This is a genomic window from Pseudoalteromonas sp. SG43-1, assembly GCF_014164415.1.
Classification (GTDB): Bacteria; Pseudomonadota; Gammaproteobacteria; order Enterobacterales; family Alteromonadaceae; genus Pseudoalteromonas; species Pseudoalteromonas distincta.
This window is the reverse complement of the sequence record NZ_JACJFD010000020.1, coordinates 47369-68124: the sequence shown is the minus strand read 5'-3', so window position 1 is coordinate 68124 and position 20756 is coordinate 47369. Positions and strand designations below refer to the sequence as shown.

General features: G+C 40.0%; 21 protein-coding genes. 6 read left to right on the top strand and 15 right to left on the bottom strand.

Annotated elements, in window-relative coordinates:
- Positions 1-2 precede the first annotated feature (2 nt).
- Positions 3-884 (bottom strand): ABC transporter ATP-binding protein, encoded by an 882-nt coding sequence (locus tag H5159_RS14200; RefSeq protein ID WP_002959519.1) that lies wholly within the window; start codon positions 882-884, stop codon positions 3-5.
- 187 nt (positions 885-1071) lie between these two features.
- Here H5159_RS14200 and H5159_RS14195 point away from each other — a divergent pair, with 187 nt between their 5' ends.
- Positions 1072-1749 (top strand): nitroreductase family protein, encoded by a 678-nt coding sequence (locus H5159_RS14195; protein WP_182738363.1) that lies wholly within the window; start codon positions 1072-1074, stop codon positions 1747-1749.
- Here H5159_RS14195 and H5159_RS14190 read toward each other — a convergent pair.
- Positions 1742-2050 carry a helix-turn-helix transcriptional regulator gene (locus H5159_RS14190; protein ID WP_010554926.1) on the bottom strand — a complete coding sequence of 103 codons (309 nt, stop codon included), beginning with the start codon at positions 2048-2050 and terminating at the stop codon, positions 1742-1744. The genes H5159_RS14195 and H5159_RS14190 overlap by 8 nt on opposite strands.
- A 285-nt stretch (positions 2051-2335) precedes the next feature.
- On the opposite strand from H5159_RS14190, the gene H5159_RS14185 reads away from it, so the two are divergent.
- A complete protein-coding gene (locus tag H5159_RS14185; protein WP_002959525.1) occupies positions 2336-2680 on the top strand; it encodes a rhodanese-like domain-containing protein in 345 nt (114 codons plus the stop codon).
- 15 nt (positions 2681-2695) lie between these two features.
- On the opposite strand, the gene H5159_RS14180 is transcribed toward H5159_RS14185, so the two are convergent.
- The 5 genes from H5159_RS14180 to H5159_RS14160 form a co-directional block, all read right to left on the bottom strand.
- Entirely contained in the window at positions 2696-3097 is a 402-nt protein-coding gene (locus tag H5159_RS14180) for a DUF1801 domain-containing protein (protein WP_182749570.1), read from the bottom strand.
- 37 nt (positions 3098-3134) lie between these two features.
- Positions 3135-3680 (bottom strand): PH domain-containing protein, encoded by a 546-nt coding sequence (locus H5159_RS14175; protein ID WP_182716547.1) that lies wholly within the window; start codon positions 3678-3680, stop codon positions 3135-3137.
- A 66-nt stretch (positions 3681-3746) separates the two neighbouring features.
- Positions 3747-4364 carry a LysE family translocator gene (locus H5159_RS14170; protein WP_182780478.1) on the bottom strand — a complete coding sequence of 206 codons (618 nt, stop codon included), beginning with the start codon at positions 4362-4364 and terminating at the stop codon, positions 3747-3749.
- Positions 4365-4547 (bottom strand): hypothetical protein, encoded by a 183-nt coding sequence (locus H5159_RS14165; protein WP_024599480.1) that lies wholly within the window; start codon positions 4545-4547, stop codon positions 4365-4367. It abuts the gene before it with no gap.
- Positions 4548-4564: 17 nt separating this feature from the next.
- On the bottom strand, positions 4565-4963 hold the full coding sequence (locus H5159_RS14160) for a DUF3224 domain-containing protein (protein ID WP_182712836.1): 399 nt from the start codon (positions 4961-4963) through the stop codon (positions 4565-4567).
- 91 nt (positions 4964-5054) lie between these two features.
- Here H5159_RS14160 and H5159_RS14155 point away from each other — a divergent pair, with 91 nt between their 5' ends.
- Complete coding sequence (locus H5159_RS14155; RefSeq protein ID WP_182780477.1) at positions 5055-6833, top strand: ABC transporter transmembrane domain-containing protein; 1779 nt, start codon at positions 5055-5057, stop codon at positions 6831-6833.
- Here H5159_RS14155 and H5159_RS14150 read toward each other — a convergent pair whose 3' ends face one another.
- Positions 6834-7466, bottom strand: a complete 633-nt coding sequence (locus H5159_RS14150; RefSeq protein WP_002959537.1) for an OmpA family protein — start codon at positions 7464-7466, stop codon at positions 6834-6836.
- A gap of 190 nt (positions 7467-7656) precedes the next feature.
- On the opposite strand from H5159_RS14150, the gene chrA reads away from it, so the two are divergent.
- Positions 7657-8811 carry a chromate efflux transporter gene (gene chrA, locus H5159_RS14145; RefSeq protein WP_182780481.1) on the top strand — a complete coding sequence of 385 codons (1155 nt, stop codon included), beginning with the start codon at positions 7657-7659 and terminating at the stop codon, positions 8809-8811.
- Here chrA and H5159_RS14140 read toward each other — a convergent pair.
- Genes H5159_RS14140 through speA form a run of 4 tightly spaced genes read right to left on the bottom strand, consistent with a single transcriptional unit; the run spans position 8768 to position 13789 of the window.
- The gene (locus H5159_RS14140; RefSeq protein WP_182780476.1) at positions 8768-10027 is read right to left on the bottom strand and encodes a mechanosensitive ion channel family protein; all 1260 of its coding nucleotides are present in this window, start codon (positions 10025-10027) and stop codon (positions 8768-8770) included. The genes chrA and H5159_RS14140 overlap by 44 nt on opposite strands.
- Complete coding sequence (locus H5159_RS14135; RefSeq protein WP_182749573.1) at positions 10024-10944, bottom strand: acetyltransferase; 921 nt, start codon at positions 10942-10944, stop codon at positions 10024-10026. Before H5159_RS14135 ends, H5159_RS14140 begins: the two co-directional genes overlap by 4 nt.
- Positions 10945-10969: 25 nt before the next feature.
- The gene (locus tag H5159_RS14130; protein WP_182720125.1) at positions 10970-11848 is read right to left on the bottom strand and encodes an acyltransferase; all 879 of its coding nucleotides are present in this window, start codon (positions 11846-11848) and stop codon (positions 10970-10972) included.
- 60 nt (positions 11849-11908) lie between these two features.
- On the bottom strand, positions 11909-13789 hold the full coding sequence (speA, locus tag H5159_RS14125) for a biosynthetic arginine decarboxylase (protein WP_002959544.1): 1881 nt from the start codon (positions 13787-13789) through the stop codon (positions 11909-11911).
- Positions 13790-13988: 199 nt separating this feature from the next.
- Here speA and speE point away from each other — a divergent pair, with 199 nt between their 5' ends.
- The gene (gene speE / locus H5159_RS14120) at positions 13989-14852 is read left to right on the top strand and encodes a polyamine aminopropyltransferase (RefSeq protein ID WP_010554937.1); all 864 of its coding nucleotides are present in this window, start codon (positions 13989-13991) and stop codon (positions 14850-14852) included.
- Between the two features lie 180 nt (positions 14853-15032).
- On the opposite strand, the gene H5159_RS14115 is transcribed toward speE, so the two are convergent.
- The 3 genes from H5159_RS14115 to H5159_RS14105 all read right to left on the bottom strand — a co-directional run bounded on the left by H5159_RS14115 (position 15033) and on the right by H5159_RS14105 (position 18545).
- Positions 15033-16634: a methyl-accepting chemotaxis protein gene (locus tag H5159_RS14115; RefSeq protein WP_182780475.1), complete on the bottom strand. Its 1602-nt coding sequence runs from the start codon at positions 16632-16634 to the stop codon at positions 15033-15035.
- Positions 16635-16699: 65 nt separating this feature from the next.
- The gene (locus tag H5159_RS14110) at positions 16700-17932 is read right to left on the bottom strand and encodes a hypothetical protein (RefSeq protein ID WP_104641785.1); all 1233 of its coding nucleotides are present in this window, start codon (positions 17930-17932) and stop codon (positions 16700-16702) included.
- Entirely contained in the window at positions 17922-18545 is a 624-nt protein-coding gene (locus H5159_RS14105; RefSeq protein ID WP_182693754.1) for a methylamine utilization protein, read from the bottom strand. Before H5159_RS14105 ends, H5159_RS14110 begins: the two co-directional genes overlap by 11 nt.
- Before the next feature lie 158 nt (positions 18546-18703).
- Between H5159_RS14105 and H5159_RS14100 the strand changes: the two genes are divergently transcribed.
- Complete coding sequence (locus tag H5159_RS14100) at positions 18704-20746, top strand: glycoside hydrolase family 97 protein (RefSeq protein WP_182780474.1); 2043 nt, start codon at positions 18704-18706, stop codon at positions 20744-20746.
- Positions 20747-20756: the final 10 nt, after the last annotated feature.

Here is a 20756-nt window from a genome sequence, read left to right as displayed (position 1 = left end):
CCTTATGCTACTTGGCTGTTACGATGATTAAGCAACGTAGAAAAATACACATCTTCTAGGTTTGCACTGCTGAGCTCAAAACCTTCAGGGGCTTCATTGGCTAATACATGTAATATGGTTTGCCCAGCAAATAAGCGTTTTGAAATAACAGGCAGCTGCGGTTCAAGCTCTAGCGCTTCTTCTTGGCTCATGGCTTTGCGCCAAATTTGGCCTTGGAGTTTATCGGTAAGGGCAATTGGATTGCCCTCTAATAGTATTTTACCGCCTGCCAGCACCGCCATGTTTGGGCAAAGCTCTGCTACATCTTCAACAATGTGGGTCGATAATATAACGACTTTTTGCTCGCCTAAGCTTACTAACAAGTTATGAAAGCGATTTCGCTCTTCAGGATCTAGCCCTGCGGTAGGTTCATCAACGATAAGTAAGTCGGGGTCGCCTAGTAAGGCTTGTGCAATACCAAAACGCTGGCGCATACCGCCCGAAAAGCCACTTACCGCTTTTGAGCGATGTTGATATAAATTAGTATGTGCAAGTAATCCTTCAACCGACTCTTTACGCTCTGCTTTATTATGAATTCCCTTTAAAACAGCCATATGGTCCAGTAAGTCGTAAGCACTAACACGCGGGTACACACCAAAATCTTGCGGTAGATAACCCAAACGTTGGCGCAGAGCCTGTGGGTCTTTAAAAACATCAATACCATCAAAAGTGATTGAACCCGAATCAGCCGACTGCAGTGTTGCAATGGTACGCATTAGCGATGATTTACCTGCGCCATTTGGCCCAAGTAATCCAAACATCCCTTTGCCGATAGATAAATCAACACCTTGTAGTGCATGTACGCCATTATCGTAGGTTTTAGATAACCCTGTTATTGATAGCATTTTTACTTCCTTGAATATGAGTAATTATTTTTATAATGTTTTATACCACAAGGAAAATAGGAACATAAGTTACTTGCTGGTTAAATTTGTAACAACAAATAAACATAATTTAAACTCATAACACTTGCCTGCACTGTATTCACTCGGTATAAAAACCACATATACTTTTTATAAGAAACGAAAAGCCATGCAAGATCACCAAAGCCAGCCGTTAAATGACTTTATAGAATATCCACATGAAGAAATGCTAAATCGTGCTAACGAGTTTTTACAAACCAGCCAACGCCGCCATAGCATTCGCAGCTTTAGCGACCGTCCAGTACCAAAAAATATTATTGAAGCATGTATAAAAGCAGCTGGCACAGCACCAAGTGGAGCGAATCATCAGCCTTGGCATTTTGTGGCTATAAACAGTAGCGATGTAAAAAAACAAATAAGAGAAGCCGCAGAAAAATTAGAGCGTTCTTTTTACGAAGGCAGAGCAGGTGAAGAATGGTTAGATGCGCTAAAACCGTTAGGTACCGACGCCAATAAACCTTATTTAGAGCATGCACCTTGGCTTATAGCTGTATTTAGTCAAAAAAAGGGCGGCGTAAGCAGCGATGATAAAAATACGAATTATTATGTGCATGAGTCTGTTGGCTTAGCTACCGGCTTTTTAATTCAAGCTTTGCACCGCAGTGGTTTGGCAACCCTTACTCATACTCCAAAGCCAATGAGTTTTTTAACCGACATATGTAATCGCGATAAAGATAACGAACGCCCATACATGCTACTTATTGCAGGCTACCCAAGCGATGATGCCACAGTACCTGCCCATGCACTTGATAAAAAATCGCTTAATGAAATAGCTACGTTTATTTAGTATTTTCTTGTCGGCAAAACCACTCATATAGCAAAGCAATGATCGACTCAACTTTTGGATCGGTCAATGAGTAATAAATAGTGTGCCCTTCTCTGCGAGTAGCAACCATATCTGCCTTGCGTAAACTTGCTAAATGCTGAGATAACGCTGACTGTGCTAAAGGTACATTTTTATTTAGCTCACCTACACTTTGCTCACCTTGTAATAAACTACATAAAATCATTAAGCGATTTTTGTTAGCCATTAATTTTAAAAACTGTTCGGCTTGCTCTGCGTTGACAGCTAGTTGTTCAATATTCATTTTTATTATTTCTCTTTTTGATACCTTTTTAAGTATAGACTTTTACATTAGTAGGTTCTAATATAATTAACATTAGACTTTACTAATATTAAGGTAATCACAAAATTAACGATGCCGTTTTATTAATCGGCGGAAGTGCTGTAGCAGTATCCGCACTATTAAGTTACTTTATATAAAGTAACTTTCAGTTTTTAACGTTATTTATAAGTATTAACTCAATTAACCTACTTATACCAAGTAGCACTCATTAATGTCTTTTTTAAGAAAAAGAGGATTTACAAACTAATGCTTACATCAATCCCTGATTTACTAAAAATTATCACACCTAACCAACGCCGTATTGACGCAGCGCAAGCGAAACTCGAACTTGAACAAAATAAGGGTTTACTTATTGATGTACGAGAACCTGCAGAGCACGCTACAAAAGCAGCTACTGGCGCTATAAATATTCCGCGTGGATTACTCGAGATGAAACTGATGGAAATAGAAAAAGACGCAGCTCGCCCTATTTACGTGCACTGCGCAAGTGGTGCGCGCGCAACGTTGGGAGCAGAAGCGTTAACGCGTGTGGGTTATGAAAACGTAACCGTTATTACCTGTGACGCAAACCAAATATGTAGTGTGTTTTAAACATCAACTGAATACTTATAATGATGCGCCTAGTAAAGGTAGGCGTTTAACTTTGTGATAAGTCAGTGCTAATTTAATACACTCTTTAACTGGGTATTCTGGTAATGGCTTTTCACTATTTAATACAATTGCCCGGTTACCTTCGAAAGTGAGAGTGTGGGAATACAACTCTCTAAATGTGCTTACTAGCTTTGATTGGCAATGAAAAAACAAATAACACGAGGAGCCCTTAAAGCCTACGCGAATGGGGCTGCCATTTATTGTGTTATAACTTGGCTCTCCCCACTTTAAAGACTCTTCAACAGCTCCTAAGTTTTGCTCTTGTGCTACGGTATAAATTAACTCTCGTAATTTTATAAGCTTACTTTTTGCTATCTCAGGATAATTATTAAATATATTTTTTATTTCCGTATTCATAAAAATATCCTTATAAGCTTTACAATTTTAAAACAGGCTACTTTTGCTGCCTTTCATCAAGTAAAACAAGTAGCATCTGCTCAATATTTTTAACACTATAAGTAAGTGATCTCAGTAGCTCTTTCTCACTTTGCTCTGTTGCCTGCTGCGACGCTTTACCTTGGTTTGCCAATACATCTTTTTGCTCAAGTATCGCCTCTCTAAACTCACTCGCATTAACTACACCAAGCAAAGACACTAAAGCACCATTTCCTGACTGCCCAGCTGTTTCAAAGCTTAAACGATATAATCCAAAAATTCGCATGAGCGGCCCTTGGCTTAACCCTACATCTGTTATTTTTTCAAGCGGAATAGATTTTTCTTCTTTAAATAATATGCCACGTTTAACTACCAATTTTTGTGGTAATAAGTCAGCAGACATAGCTGCGAGTATTCGCCCGCCCACTAGCCATACAATCGCCAAGACAATGGGTAACAACGGAATAGTCACCAGCGCTAGTACACTAAAAAAAGCGGCCATTAGCATCCAGTATTGCTGAACCTTCGGGTCGAAAGATGCACTTTTTAAAATATGTTTTGTCATTGTTTTAATCCTTTATCTATATAACTAAAAATACACTCTGCAAGCTTCAATAATCTCTACTCAATCTTACAAGCTAATAACAACTTTTATAGCAAGAGCGATAAATACGACTCCCAGTATTTTATCAAGCCACGGGTTTTGCTTGGTAAATCCAAAGCGGTTTTTTGAAACCTCAGTCAGTAACGCCACCAGCAAGTACCAACCGGTATCAATTACAAACACGGTTAAACACATAATTATGCCCACACTTAAAGTAAGTAGCTGAGGGTCAATAAACTGTGAGAACAAGGCTAAAAAGAAAATAGCGAGTTTGGGGTTCAAAAAAGCAATGGCAAAACCATCTTGTAATGCTTTAGCTGCACTTACCTCACTTTTTTGTACTTCAAGTTCGTTATTGCTGGGTTTTGCTAGCAATATTTTTATACCTAAATACGCCAAATAGGCTGCGCCTAAATACACGAGTATTTGATAAACAGTTGGAAACTGCGTCATTAAAGCGCCTAACCCTAATAACGATGCACCAGCATACAAGCCAACGCCAGTACCATGACTGAGCGCGGCAAGCATACCGTTTTTCATACTGCCGTTAAGTGAGTGCTTTAAAACCACCGCTAAACTTGGTCCTGGCGACATTGCGCCCATCATACAAATAGCCGCTAGGCTTAACCATACTGTAAATGTCATTTAAAGCTCGTCAGTTTCAATAAACAAAGTATAACCATGCACTTGGCCATAAAAGCCTGTCAATGGCACTGCGTTTATTACTTTCCAGCCATCTTGGTTTAATTCCTGTATGCGGTCATTCAGTGCGACTATATCTACCCCACCCAAAAAACGGGTCTTTCTAAATTCGATTACTTTTTGCATTTTAATCCTTGTGTATCTTATAAGGTGTATTCAAAATCGTAGTAGTGAATCCCTTGCTCAATACGTATTTTCATACTGCCCGTTAACCCTTCTAGCTCATGAGTACCTGAGTCGGGAATTACATTTAAAATTAGGCTGTCTTGGCCTTTATCCATAGTACCAAAATGCTGCAGTACAAAACTGCCTTTTTTGCCGTCAAGCTCGCCTATTACTTGCTCTATGGCAACATAACCGGCACTGCCTTGTGTAGGAGTCATGGCGCTTAGCATTTCGCCTTGGCTGGTGGCATTTAAGCTACCTTTAAATGTTTTATCTATCGACATACGCCCTAAATTAACGCCGTTTTGGCCGCTTGCGTAGCCTTCTATTGGGGCCAGATTTACATTAAATTCTCCACTTACGGTTGCAGTAGTCATAACGTTTCCTTATTGATGCTAATGTTTAAAAGTATTGATTTTTATTATCTTAGTGCCATATCTATACCTTAACCTTTAAAAAGAATCCACTATGTCAAAAACAAGCCCTAAGCCCGAAAAAGCCGCTTTTAGTAGTTTATTACCTATTTTTGCGTTTATTAAACCGTATAAATGGATGGTAGTGGCGGCACTTGGCGCCCTTTTAGTCACCGCTGGTGTTAACTTATCATTAGGGCAAGGGGTTAAGTTTGTCATAGATCATGGCTTTATTGCTGGCTCTAAAGATCAGCTACAACAAGCTGTATTAGTGCTTATTGGTTTAATTAGTTTATTGGCCGTGGGCACCTTTAGCCGCTTTTATTTAATGTCGTGGATTGGCGAACGAGTCAGTAACGATATTCGCAAAGCGGTGTTTAATCGCATTGTTACCTTGCACCCAAGTTACTTTGAAGAAAACCGCAGTGGCGAGCTTATGTCGCGTTTAACAACCGACACTACATTACTGCAATCAATTATTGGCTCTTCCTTTTCTATGGCGCTGCGCAGTGCATTAATGTTAGTGGGTGGCTTGGTAATGCTGTTAGTGACTAACTTAAAGCTTACGCTCGTAGTGGTAGCGTGTGTGCCGCTAGTATTAGTGCCGATGATGGTTTTTGGCAAAAAGGTTCGCAAACTTGCAAGTTCTAGCCAAGATGCAATAGCCGATATAAGCACCTATGCCGGCGAGATCATTCAAAATATTAAGGTAGTTCAAAGCTATAGCCACGAACAGCGTGAGCAACACGCCTTTGCACTTGAAACCGAAAAAGCCTTTAACGTTGCCAAAAGCCGTATTAAACAGCGCTCTTTTTTAATTGCTGCGGTAATATTTTTAACTTTTAGTGCTATTAGCGCAATGCTGTGGGTCGGCGGCAGCGACGTATTAGCAGGTACTATGACTGGCGGTGAGCTAGGAGCCTTTGTGTTTTACGCTATTATGGTGGCAATGTCGGTGGCAACCGTTGCTGAAGTATATGGCGAACTACAACGCGCAGCAGGCGCAGCTGCAAGATTACTTGAGTTACTTGCTGTTAAAAGTGTGATAGAAAACCCACTAAACCCACAAGATAGTAACTTACTAAAAAATAGTAACAGCCCTGCTATTACGCTTGAGAATATAAGCTTTAACTACCCTTCTCGCCCAGACGTAAGCGCACTTAATAAAATAAGTCTAAATATACTTCAAGGCCAAACTGTGGCTATTGTTGGCCCTTCTGGTGCAGGTAAAACAACCTTATTTGAATTGCTACAGCGCTTTTACGATCCGGCTAGTGGATCCATTAAATTTAAAGATATAAACATTAAAGAATTATCGCTTAATACCCTCAGAGGTAAAATGGGTATGGTAGCGCAAAACCCTATTTTATTTAGCTCCGATGTAATGCATAACATTCGCTACGGCAACCCAAATGCAAGTGACGAGGAAGTATATGCCGCTGCAAAACATGCTCATGCAGATGAATTTATTAAACAATTACCGCAAGGTTATAACAGTTTTTTAGGTGAGCAAGGTGTGAGGTTATCGGGTGGGCAAAAGCAGCGTATTGTACTGGCACGCGCTATTTTAAAAGACCCTGAAATACTGCTTTTAGATGAAGCCACCAGCGCACTCGATGCTCAAAGTGAGCACCATGTACAAGCAGCGCTTGAGCATTTAATGCAAAACCGCACCACGCTTATTATTGCCCATAGACTAGCAACGGTTAAACATGCCGATGTGATTGTGGTAATGGAAAATGGAGAGATTATAGCAACGGGTACCCACCAAGAATTAGTAGCAAGTAACCCGTTGTATCAAAAACTGTGTGAATTACAGTTTAATAAAGACTAATTATTCTTCTGTGTTTGGCACTATTTGAATTTCTACACGGCGGTTTTGAGCACGGCCATTTGCACTATCGTTAGTCGCAATTGGACGTGTTTCGCCATAACCCATAGTACTTACACGCTCAGCCATAATCTGCTGGTTCACTAAGTAGTTTTTAACGCTTTGAGCACGTTCACGCGATAGGTTCATGTTGTAGCTATCTTTACCTGTGCTATCTGTGTGGCCTTCAATACTTAGGTACGTTTTTTCGTATTTGTTCATCACTTTAGCAATCGCATCTAAGGTATCGTTAAAGCCAGACGAAATATAAGATTGGTCGGTCGCAAACGTAATATTAGATGGCATAACTAAACGCAAGTTATCTCCTTCACGTACAACTTCAACACCAGAGCCTGCAAGTTCATCACGAAATGCTTCTTCTTGCTTATCCATGTAGTTACCTACTGCAGCGCCAGCTAATGCGCCGATAGCAGCGCCTATAAAAATACGCTTATCTTTATGGTTACTTGTTGCTTTACCTAATACACCACCCGCTGCTGCGCCAATAGCCGCACCTTTGCCGGTGTTATTCATTTCACAACCAGAAAGTAATACAGCTACTACGGTTACGCTTAAAAGTGATTTAGTTAAAGTCATGGTGATACCCTATTCATTAAGAATTTAGCAAGAGTATGCAAATACATGTATGAACAAACTATGAAGAGAGTGTTAAAAGCAGCGCATCTTGCATGATTGTTAAACAGACCTCAAACTAATGTGCCGTTTTAATAAAAATGTCATACTACGCTGTGACAATTTAATGAATTTTACAAAGGATATTGGCGCAATGTTAATTGCTATTTTTAGACAATTTTTTTTACTAGGGTGCATGAGTTTTGGTGGCCCCGCTGCGCATTTAGGCTATTTTAAGCGCCACTTTGTAGACTCGTTAAATTGGCTAACTAACACGCGTTACGCACAACTTATTAGTTTAAGCCAAGCATTACCAGGGCCAGGCTCTAGCCAAGTTAGTTTTGCTATTGGTGTTGAGCGTGCAGGAGTACTGGGTGGTATAGCTGCTTTTGTAGGCTTTACCTTGCCTTCGTTTTTAATAATGGTGCTGCTTGCGGCTAGTGCCCATCAGTTTGACGCTGTTTACTTTGCAATTATTGCAGGCTTAAAGTTATTTGCCGTTGTTATAGTCGCTGATGCAACACTTAGTATGGCTAAAAGCTTTTGTACAAGTGGTGCGCTTAAGTTACTTGCGATAATGAGTACACTTGCCTTGGTGTTATTTCCAATGATGGGAACTCAAATCGCTATTTTAATAACCGCTGCAACAGTAGGTGCTATATGGCCTTTATTAAAACTTGGCACAGTAGCAGACGATGTTAGCAGTAAAAACAGTAATATTAATTGGATTGCACTGGGGTTATTTGCGCTCTTACTTGGGGTTAGCTTTATTCCACTAGGACATGAGTTTTCTTTGTTTACCCCTTTTTACCAAGCGGGTGCAATGGTGTTTGGCGGCGGACACGTAGTACTGCCGGTACTTCAAGCTGGCGTACCAGCATTGAGTGATGATCAGTTTTTAAGTGCTTACGCGAGTGCACAGGCAGTGCCAGGGCCAATGTTTACTATTGCTACTTACTTAGGCGCACAACTTACTACTGAGCAACCTTTAGTGGGTGCCCTTATAGCTACACTGCTTATATTTATGCCTGGTTTTTTACTTATACTCGCATTCCAAAAGAGCTGGATTAATTTGGCAAGTAAGCCACGTTTTGCAAGTTCAATAGCGGCGCTTAATGCAGCGGTAGTCGGTTTTTTAGCGGCCGCATTGTATTCACCAATTTGGACATCGGCTGTCCATAACCTTTGGCAGGTTGCGTTAGTAATAATTACATTTGCATGGCTGCGATTTAAAAAGCCACCTATTTGGTGGCTCTTAGCTTTATTTATTGCTGTGGGTCTTTTGCAGCACTATTTGACATCACTCTAAATGTTGGCTTATCTGTTTGTTGCTCGTTAGGAGGGCTTAATTGCCCACTAACACTTTGATATGCCCTAAGCCCAAACACTGGCAATACTGCAAGTAAATGGTCCATTATTTCGGCTTGTAGATGCTCGTACGAAATCCAGCGTTTGTCTTCACTAAAGCAATAAAACTCAATCGGTAACCCGTGGTTCATTGGTTGTAGCTCTCGTACCATTAACGTAAGCGACGTATTAATTTTACTGTGCTGCTTTAAATAGCCCTCAGCATAACGACGAAACAGCCCTAAATTAGAAACTTGAGCGGGTAATGTCGTCACTCGAATGTAATCATGCAACGGAATAGCCGCATCTATTTGCTTTCTAAATTCATCACTTACTAAACAAATACTGTGCATATCTATATTAAGTGAACGTTTAATACGTCTACCGCCCGACTCTTGCATACCACGCCAGTTTTTAAACGAACCCGCAACTAGCATATAAGTTGGAATAGTTGTAATGGTGTTATCCCAGTTACGTACCTTTACAGTGTTTAAACCCAAATCAATTACTTCACCATCGGCGCCGTAGTTTTCTACTTGAATCCAATCACCATAAGTTACTAGGCGATTTGCTGCGATTTGAATACTAGCTACAAAGCCTAAAATAGTGTCTTTAAATACTAATAACGTAACAGCAGCAATAGCACCAAAGCCAGAGAGAATATAAGTGGGTGACTTCTCAAGGAAAATACTTACAATTAAAATAGCACACACAATAAAGGTGATTAGCTTAACAACCTGAATTAAGCCCTGAATAGGGACTTCGCGTGCAAACTCCAATTGGTTATAAATAGAACCCGCAATACTTACAATACTGCTAAAAATAAAACCTACATGAATAATTAGTATGGCTTGGCCAACCGTTTTCAAAATTTCAGCGGTCAGCTCATTAACCGGATAAACACTGTCAAAGGTCGCCAAAAATAATACGCTGCAAAGCATACCTGCAATACGTCTATTAAGCTTATTAAGCATAGGCGACAACGAACCAATACGTTGAGGCGAAAGCTTAGTTACCACTTTTTGAATGCCTGGTAACATTAACCTACGAGTAAATAAGTAAACAATTAATAAAGAAAAAATCCCTATTGAAACTGCGGTAATAGAACTAAGAAAATCCGCATCGGGTACTTTTTCAAACCAAGGAGCGATTAACTCCTGTAGGTGGGTGTTGGTCATAGTGTTTCAATTTCCTTACTGATTTGTGGTTCAGGTAAATCTTGTTGAGCATAAATATCGGCAAGCTGCTGATCTTTCGCAACCCATAGCTCATTCACATAATGTTGAAAATTAGCTTTAAATACGTCATCGGTTTGATAGCTGCCCTGCATATTGTCATTAATGGGCGTTACGTCTATTGAAACATAAATAGAATCTAGCTCGCCTTTGAGTAAGTTCCGACAAACGTGATCTGTTTTACCGCTATACACTAAACTTGTATTTAGCATGGCATCAAATTGGTTGGCTAGCACTTCAAGCGCAAAAGCAATGCCACCCGCTTTGGGTTTTAATAAGTGCTTAAAAGGACTTTGCTGCAGATTATGCTTAGCTGGCGTAAAGCGTGTGCCTTCAACAAAATTAACGATGGTAGTAGGATAGTGACGAAAATTGCGACAGCTGTGCTTTGTGCGCTCTACATCCAACCCTTTCAATTTTGGGTTTTTAGCAAGCTGTGCTTTGCTTACCCGTTTCATAAACGGCATACCCATAGCCCACGCACCAGTGCCAATAAAAGGCACGTATTTTAATTCATCTTTTAAAAAAAACTTAGGGGCTGGTAATGCATGTAATGAGCTAAGCACGGTTATATCTAACCAACTCGTGTGATTACATATAAGTAAATACCAACTTTTTGAATTTAAATCGCCAGTTATATCAACCACAATATTAGGACAACCTAGCCACAAGCCAAACCGATTGCCATTACACCACCCTCGATAAGCGCTGTGCAATAAAGAGTTAACAACAGACAAAGGCAGTAATAACTTAATAAGCCCTAGTAAAAATACTAGCGAACCAAAAAGCATTACATTAGAAAACAATACGCAGCCCACAATTAAGCCGTTAAGCCAATTTGGTAACCACTTTTTTAGCATAACTGTAAGCTCATATTTTTGCCTTTTATTTGGGATGTTTTTCGAGCGATTGTAATGTTTGCTCTTTATTTTCCCATAAACGATTTAGCTCGCTTTGAAAGCGCACTCTAAATTCAGAATCGCCGGTGTAGTCACCAATAAGCTCTTCGCTTACAGGCCTTACATCCACGTGTACGTTGATATTTTTTACCTTACCACCAGCAAAATCCATGAATGTAGGAATGCCATTAGGGTAATGAATTGTAACGTTAACCACTTTAGTAATTTGCTCGCCCATTGCTTGCATTACAAAAGCAATACCGCCCGCTTTTGGTTTTAATAAATGTGGAAACGGGCTATTTTGGCGCGCGTGCTTTTGTGTAGTAAAACGAGTGCCTTCTACAAAGTTAACCACACTTACTGGCATCTCTTTAAATTTTTCGCAGGCTTTACGCGTGGTTTCTAAGTCTTTTCCACGCAGCTTTGGATTCTTTTTTAATTGGCTTTTACTCGTGCGAGTCATAAACGGAAAATCAAGCGCCCACCAACACAAACCTAGAATAGGTACGTAAATAAGCTCTTTTTTCAAAAAGAAGTTTAAAAATGGAATTTTACGGTTAAACACACGCTGCAATACTAAAATATCGACCCAGCTTTGGTGATTTGCAATTACTAGGTACCAATCCTTTAGCTTAAGGTCTTCAAGGCCAGTTACATTAAGTTTAGTTGGCGTAAATAACTTTTGATTTAAGCTATTAAAGGTCACCCAAATAGTTGCAAATTGCTTTGCAGCCCAGCTCATAATCTTTTGTAGAGGCTTAATAGGTATAAGCTTTATAAGCCCACAAATAAAAATAGGCACAAACCAAAAAAGTGTGTTTATTGTGTAAAAAATAATACTAAATACACCGCGAATAACTGACATTACTTCCATTCCTTTAAACATTGCGCAGCCACTAATACTGCGCTTTCAGTTGCTTACAAATTAATCTTCAAAATAGGTATAGCCTTCAAGGCCTGCATTAAGCTCAGCTAAGTAACCTTCTTTGCACTGCGCTGATACATCAAGTTTATTAACTTGGTACGCAAAGTTGTCAGCTAAAATGGCGCTATCATAGTCAACAAACTTTAATACATCCTTAACGCTATCACCTTTTATAGCATTGGTTAACACATAACCTTCATCGTTAAGCTCTACATGCACTGAATCAGTGTCACCAAATAGGTTATGTAAATCGCCTAAAATTTCTTGATATGCACCCACCATAAACATTGCAATATGGTATTGCTCGCCGTGTTTATACTCTGGTATTGGTAGGCTGGTTTCGATACCAGCGCCTTCAACGTATTCGCGGATTTGCCCGTCAGAGTCACAGGTAATATCTTGAATAATCGCGCGCTGAGTCAATGGTTGAGTTAAGTTTTCGATTGGCATAACCGGAAACAACTGCTGAATACCCCATACATCAGGCAATGACTGAAATAATGAAAAGTTAACAAAGAGTTTATCGGCAAGCTTTTCGTTTAAATCGTCGAGGACTTCACGGTGCGCGCGCGCATTATTACTAAGCGATGCACGTACACGATGTAAAATAGTAAAGTAAAGCTGCTCTATTTTCGCCCACTCTAGCATGCTTACTAAGCCATGCACGTACTGATCGTGCGCTTCGCTAAATAAGTGCATAGCGTCGTGATAAATCTCAAGTGCCATACGCGGGTTTAAACGCTGTAAACACTGCCACATTTCATCAAGCACTAACGCGCTATTTTCAAGCGGTGGCTCTGGATTTAAATGATTGGGCGCTTTTTCTACGTCAATTACATCGGTAATTAATACCGCATGGTGAGCGGTTAAAGCGCGCCCCGATTCGGTGATAATGGCCGGATGCGTAAGGTTATGCTGATCGCACACCTCTGCAAATGCATTCACTACATTACGCGCGTACTCTTCTACGGTGTAATTCATTGAACACGCACTGCGTGAGCCAGAGCCCTCGTAATCAACGCCTAAGCCGCCACCCACATCAACGGTATTTAACGGTACGTTTAATTGTGTAAGCTCAGCAAAGTGGCGTGCGCATTCACGCAAAGCACGGTGAATATCACGAATGTTGGCAATTTGAGAACCAATATGAAAATGCACCATTTGCATTAAGTGCAGCTTATTATGCTTTTTAAGCACTTCAACAGCACTTAGTACTTGGCCTGCCGTTAAACCAAACTTGCCTTTTTCGCCGCCCGTGTTTTGCCACTTGCCTTTGCCTACTGAATTTAGGCGAATACGAATACCAATAGCAGGTTCTATGCCTAGGTTGTCTATTTCTTCAAGTAGTGTGGTTAGTTCTGAAAGCTTCTCTACCACAATTTTTACGCTGTGGCCCATTGCTTGACCAATACATGCTAAGCGTAAAAACTCACTGTCTTTATAGCCGTTACACACAATAGTAATTGGCTCTTTTGCTACGCCCAAAATAGCCATAAGTTCTGGCTTTGAGCCTGCTTCTAGGCCAACAAGCCCGCTTGGATGCGCTAATAGCTTACTTACTACAGAACGTTGCTGATTTACTTTTATTGGGTAAACACAGGTGTATTTTCCGTTATATTCACGATTTGCTCGCGCTTGTGTAAACGCGTTAGTAAGTGTGTCTACACGATTTTTTAAAATATCAGTAAAGCGTACTAAAACCGGCAACGTTAAACCTTGTTGCTTAAACTGCTCAGTTAATTGCGTTAAAGAAATGGCCGGTTTTGTTTGGTCGCCATCTGGGTAAGCCACCAGTTCGCCTTGTGCGTTAATATCAAAATAACCATCACTCCAATGAGCAACGTTATAAGTGGCGCGTGCTGTTTCTAAACCCCAGGTCATGGCAACTCTTCTTTAGTCAATTAGGTATAAAGGCGCATTTTAATACGTCACTATCCACTAGGCTAACAAAAATTGAACTTTCACTCACTCCTAACTAACTTTATTCGTCAAATCAGTTAAAATGTCATTGAGCAAAACGCCAAGCACTGGCAGAATTGCCCCTTTTTCATACTCAACCTAAAAAAGTGTAATAGTAACTATGGCAAATTTAGATCAAAGTAAGTGGTTTACTGAAATTAGCGACCGCGATGGCAGCGCATTTTCATTACGTATTAATAAAAAGTTAGATGAAAAACAGTCTCCTTTTCAAAAGGTAGAAATGTTTGAAACCACAGACTTTGGTAATTTAATGATCATCGACGGGTGTACTATGGTAACAACCCGCGAAAACTTCTTTTATCATGAGATGATCAGCCACCCTGCACTTTTAGCGCACCCAAACCCTAAAAACGTCGTTATTATTGGCGGCGGCGACTGCGGTACTTTACGCGAAGTATTAAAACACCCAGGCGTAGAAACTGTAACGCAAATAGATATAGACGAAGTAGTAACGCAAATGTCGTTAAAATACTTCCCAGAGCTTTGTGAATCTAACAACGACGCCCGTGCAACGGTTATGTTTGACGACGGTATTAAATACATGCGCGAAGCCGCTGGCGAATCTATCGACGTGGTTATTGTTGATGGCACCGATCCGGTGGGTCCAGGTGAAGGTTTATTTAATCATGCGTTTTACACAAGCTGTTTAGATGCACTGCGCCCAGGTGGTATTTTAGTGCAACAAAGCGAATCACCTCTTATGCATATGCCATTATTAGTTGAAATGCGCGAAGCAATGCTAAGCGTAGGCTTTAACGATTTACAAACACTGCCATTCCCGCAACCAATTTACCCAAGCGGTTTATGGTCGGTAACACTTGCACGTAAATCACAAGCATTTGACGGTTTTAGAGAAGACGGCGCAGCACAAATAGCCGAGCATAGCGAATACTACAACAGCGGTATTCATCATGGTGCACTCGCTACACCTAACTACATGAAACGCGCTTTTGATAAAAAATAATACTAATTCACTTTAGGCTTTGTTGACTTCTCAAGGTTAAAATTGCATTAAAAAAGGGACTTTTAAAGTCCCTTTTTATATTTATAATGACTATTCAAACTGAACTCGAGCTAACAAACAACATAAGTACAGTTATATTTTAAAACCTTAAAGAGCTATCTAACCAAATAATCAGCTTATTTAAACTTTAAATCGATGTACTAAGTGATTTAGCTCATCAGTCAATTGTTCCATTTTTTTAGATACATCCTCAGTAGTTCGAGCAAGCGCCCCCCCTTCTAAAGTTTGATCGTTTAATGATGATAGGTTTTGACTTATTTCATCTGCAACCGTTGTCTGCTCTTCAGTCGCTTGCGCTGTTTGCATCGCCATATCATTTACTTTAGTAGACGAGCTTTGCATTGCATTAAGCACATCATTAGTTTGACTAAACGAGCCAACCGCATCATCTGCAAATTGCTTACCTTCATCTATCGCTTTAATTGATTGTTCTACGCTCGTTGCAAATTGCTCTATCATTTTTTGAATATCGTTTGTGCTTACTTGCGTGCGTGTAGCCAATGTTCTTACTTCATCTGCTACCACAGCAAAACCTCTGCCATATTCACCAGCTCGCGCGGCTTCAATAGCAGCATTAAGCGCCAGCAGATTTGTTTGCTCTGCAATTGCACGAATAACCTCAAGTACTTTGGCAATGTTATCAGAACTTTGTTGTAGTTCTGTAGAGCGCGCCATAGCTTGCTCCATATTTTGCGACAAAGAAATAATACGAGAACTAGAGTGCGCAACCGCTGTTAGTCCTTGCTGAGCTAAATTTAACGATTTATCAGCTTCTGTTGATGATTGCTGAGCAACACCTGCAACTTCTCTACTTGCTACACTCATCTCATGCACTGCACTTACTATTGACTCAGAGGCTTGGCTGAGCGTTTGATTTACAGCATTGTTTTTATTTGCAACCTGACTTAACTCACCTCCTAATTCACTTAGCTCTTTTGATTGCTCTAAAATATCGCGAATTAATTGCTGTAAGTTGTCGAGAAAACGATTGAACTGCGTTGCAAGTTCAGAAAATTCATCTTTAGACGTTATAACGATCCTGCCAGTTAAATCGCCATCACCAGAGGCTATATCGTTAATACGAGAAGTTACATAGTTAATTTGCTGTGTTAATTGCTTAGGAATAAGGTAACTAAACCAACACGCCACTAATAAAATTAATATGACAAAAATAAGCATAGTTAACTTAGTTGAAGCAATTGTGTCTGATAGTTTTTGAACTTCTTCAACCGATGTTTGCTCTGCTAATTCACCAGCTTGATCAAGCGTAGCTCTTAATTCGTCAAATGCTTTTTCTGATTGAGACTGTTTTTTTAGATTTGTTTTATCATTCATATAGGCCAGTGAAGCGTTTAACCAAGTATTATAAGCACCATCAAAACCGCGAAGCCCATTTATAGCTTTTGGATAATCCGATAACAAAGTTAAGTACTGCTCTGACCTTTGCGTTACTTGCTCAGCATTTTCTTTATGCTCTTGCAAATAAGCTTCTTTATTGTCGTTATGTGCGACTAAATTTAACTCAGCAACCTTTGCTTGATACAAATCCCTGTCGGCACTCAAAGCAAGAGACACAGCCTTAATAAATTTATCGGATTGCACATCTAATGCATTTTTTTGTAAGTTAATTAAGTATGAATACCCAATAATTAACGACAAGATAGCAATACCTAAAATAACAATAGGAAAAGAGACTTTGACGCGGATACTATTCAAATTCATTAATTACTCCAAAAAAAAACATATTTAATACCTACCTTTTTGATAATAAATCTAGTTTATAAAACCTAAAATCGCCATTGAGCGTTTAGCATTATTTGCTGCTGCGAGATTCGTTCATTAAATCCAATTGGCTCTCTATTTTTTGCAACACTTTTAAGTGCAGAACCTTCAACCCCTATTTGTAGTTTATTAGTGAGCTGGTAGCGCCATGTTGCGGTTAAACCTTCCCCATTGCTTGCATTAGGATCAAACGCAGTGGTGTCGTTATCTGTCACTTTAAAGTAATCGTAGCGTACAGAAACTCGATGCTTGCCTTCTTTATGGCTTAACATTAAATAATGGCTGTAAAAGGCATTATCTATTAAAGCATTAGCGCCCATTTCGGTTTTACCATTAAGTACCTGTGCTATAAAGCGGGTTTTATTATTAAACTTATAAAGCCAAGCGGCGCTTGTAAAGCGAGTATCCCAAGCATACTGCCCTGTACTAATATTAAGTGTGGTTGGGTCACCGTTATTGTTGTAATAATAAATTCGAAATTGTGATTTTTTTAAGTAATCCCAGTGTACGCCAGCGTAATAGCCAAAACGTCCGTCTACTTCTTCAAACGGTAAAACCTGATTAGCTTGCCAGCGTAATTCATACGTATTTAATGCCGCTACAGGCGCAAATTTAACACTTTCGTTAAATGTAGTTTGCCTATCGTGTAATGCAAAACCACGCCAAGCAAGTAAAGTACCGGCAGGGTCATTGCCTTTAAATGTAGCACCTACAAAACTAAAGCTATGAGCGCTGTTAAAACGTTTTGCTGGGCGCTTAATAGTTACCTCTGCGCCAACAGTGCGTACTTCCTCGCCTATCCAGCTATTAATAGCTGAGTTTGTATAGTTATAAGGAGAAGTCCATCCTATATCAGGGTTTTCAAGCGACATAAGTGGATAAAAGCCCCCTACACGCACATGCCATTTATAGTTGCTGTTAGATAGCGGCTGATACTTTATATAAGCTTGCGTAAAACCAAGGCCAACGTCAGGATCTTGATTCGCATTTAACACCCCATGAGCCGACCAACTAGATGCTAAATCAACATTAAAATCTAAAATACCTTGGGATAAAATAAGTTCGTCGCTTTTAGTATCGTGCCGATATAGCCCAAGGCCGCCCTCTTGGAAGCTACGTGTATCGTCACCCTGCACGGCTCTAATTTGTATCAAGCCTTTTACTTGTGCATACAATGCATTACTAAAACATAAAGCACCGGCTAAAAATATCAGCCTCGTTAAACGATTAATAGTCATCAAATTCATCCGTAGCAAAGTCAATTTGCTCCGCAATTTCCTGCTTTACTTTATAAGTGATCGGGTTAGTAGCCACAGTAATAGTTTGAGATTCAACCTTACTAATATCACTAAACCCAGAATGCCAAACACTTAACGTGTATTCGCCTACATTGGCATTTAAATCAACATGACCATTTTCATCAGTGATTGCAAAAATAGTACTATCGACCACCACAATATAACCTAACATCCAATCATGAATATTACAGCCAAGCTCAACAACCCCTGTTTGATCAAAAGTAATGGGCGCTTTTGGGTGCTCCTTATATAGCTTTAATTCAAATGTTTTAGCTTTAGAAAATGAATAAACATGATGCATGATTGAGTCCGCATTCGGAAACTCTACCTTTGCATTTTGTGGGACAACTAAAATACGCGGCTTAAATTCTCGATTTTGCTGGGTCATCGCATAAGGTGCTTCTGGAGGAATAACGTTAGAGGAATCTCCTGCAGTTAGCCACACAACAGCATTAGGTAATGGGCCATTATTAGCATTTTTAATTGTAATATTTGCTGCAAAAACTCCAGTACTAGCACTTAGTAAAAATACACAAAGTAAGCTTTTTATCATTTTCTTGTCGCTATTATCAATTTGTTTACATTATAGACCGATTAAGCCACCAAATTCTTTCTATTTTTTAAAACATTGAATACGTATGTAGGCAGTCGTATTAATCATCAACAGTCATTATCCTTAAATGTCACCACCGACTCATCTAAGGACACACCATGAGAATCCCTGCACTTGTGCTTTTAGCCTTTGCTAGTAATAGCTACGGACAAACTGTAGAGCTAAAATCGCCAGACACACAAATAACAGTAAGCATCTCTGACGAAAACAACACGCCAAGCTACGCAATAAAATTTAAAAACAAAGCGGTTATAAACAAATCTTTACTGGGGTTTGAATTTAAAACACAAGCGGCCTTTAGCGACGGTTTTAAAATTAAAAGCATTGAACAACAAAGCGTTAACTCGCAGTGGCAACAACCTTGGGGCGAACGCCAAAACGTTGTTGACGAATATAACGAAGTAGCCGTTACCTTTACAAAAAACGAGCCAAATAAAGGTACCTACACTATTCGATTTAAAGCATTTGATAGTGGTGTAGGTTTTAGATACGAAGTGCCACAACAAACCGGCTTCGAACATACAGAAATAACCAAAGAGCTGACTGAGTTTGCAATAAACAATAGCCATGATGCAACAGCATGGTGGATACCTGCTCGTGGCTGGAACCGCTACGAATATGTTTACAACACTACTCCACTTAACGAAGCTCCACTAGCTCACACACCATTTACGTTTAAAACAAGTGACGGTACTCATATTAGTATTCATGAAGCCGCTCTTGTTGATTATGCGGGTATGGTGCTTAATCAGCGCCGTCCAGGCACATTTACAGCAGACTTAACCCCTTGGTCAGATGGTATTGCCGTTAAAAAGCAAGGCGCTTTTAAAACACCATGGCGCACCATTCAAATAGCCGACAGCGCTGTTGGCCTAGTTAATTCAGATATAATACTAAATTTAAACGAGCCTAATAAACTCGGTGACGTGTCGTGGGTTAAACCTGGCAAATACGTCGGTATTTGGTGGGGTATGCATATAAACACGCAAACTTGGGGTAGCGGTAAAAAACACGGCGCCACTACGAAAACCACAAAATACTATATGGATTTTGCAGCGCAGTATGGTTTTGATGGCGTACTCGTTGAAGGCTGGAATATTGGCTGGGATGGCGATTGGTACTTTAATGGCGATGTATTTAACTTTACCAAACCGTACGATGATTTTGATATAGCAGCGCTGACTCAATACGGCAAAGAAAAAGGCGTACAGCTCATTGGCCATCACGAAACATCAGGCAATGTAAGCAACTACCGAGACCAAATGGAAGATGCCTTTACACTTTACGAAAAATCAAACGTCAGCCAAGTAAAAACAGGTTATGTAGCCGATGGCGGAAATATAAAACGTATAGACAAAAACGGTATTGCGCGCCATGCATGGCATGACGGCCAATTTATGGTTAACGAATACCTTCATAACGTAAAGCTTGCGGCTAAACATAAAATTAGCATCAATACGCACGAGCCAATTAAAGATACAGGCCTGCGCCGTACTTACCCAAACTGGATCGCGCGCGAAGGTGCACGCGGGCAAGAATATAATGCATGGGGTTCGCCTCCTAACCCACCAGAACACGTACCAATGCTTGCCTTTACCCGCATGCTCTCTGGCCCTATGGACTTTACGCCAGGTATTTTTGATATGAGCTTTAATGGTTTAGGAGGCGATACAAACCGCCCACAAACTACACTTGCCAAACAACTTGCACTTTATGTTGTGTTGTATAGCCCAATTCAAATGGCTGCCGACTTACCTAAAAACTATTTGGCTAAGCCCGACGCATTTCAATTTATTCAAGACGTACCAACAGATTGGCAGCAAAGTATTGCCCTTGATGGCGAAGTAGGCGACTTTATTGTATTTGCCCGTAAAGAACGTAAAAGCACTAAATACTCAGGAAACGATTGGTACCTAGGTGCTGTTACTGACGAGAAAGCCAGAACAATTGAGGTGAAACTCGACTTTTTAGAGCAAAGCAAAAAGTTTGAAGCACAAATTTATAAAGATGGTAAAAACGCAGAGTGGAAAAACAATCCGTACGATCTAGCTATCGAAAAACGTGTTGTAACTGCAAGCGATAAACTAACGCTTAAATTAGCCACTAGTGGCGGTACAGCTATTCGTTTTAAAGCACTTTAATACAATAAAA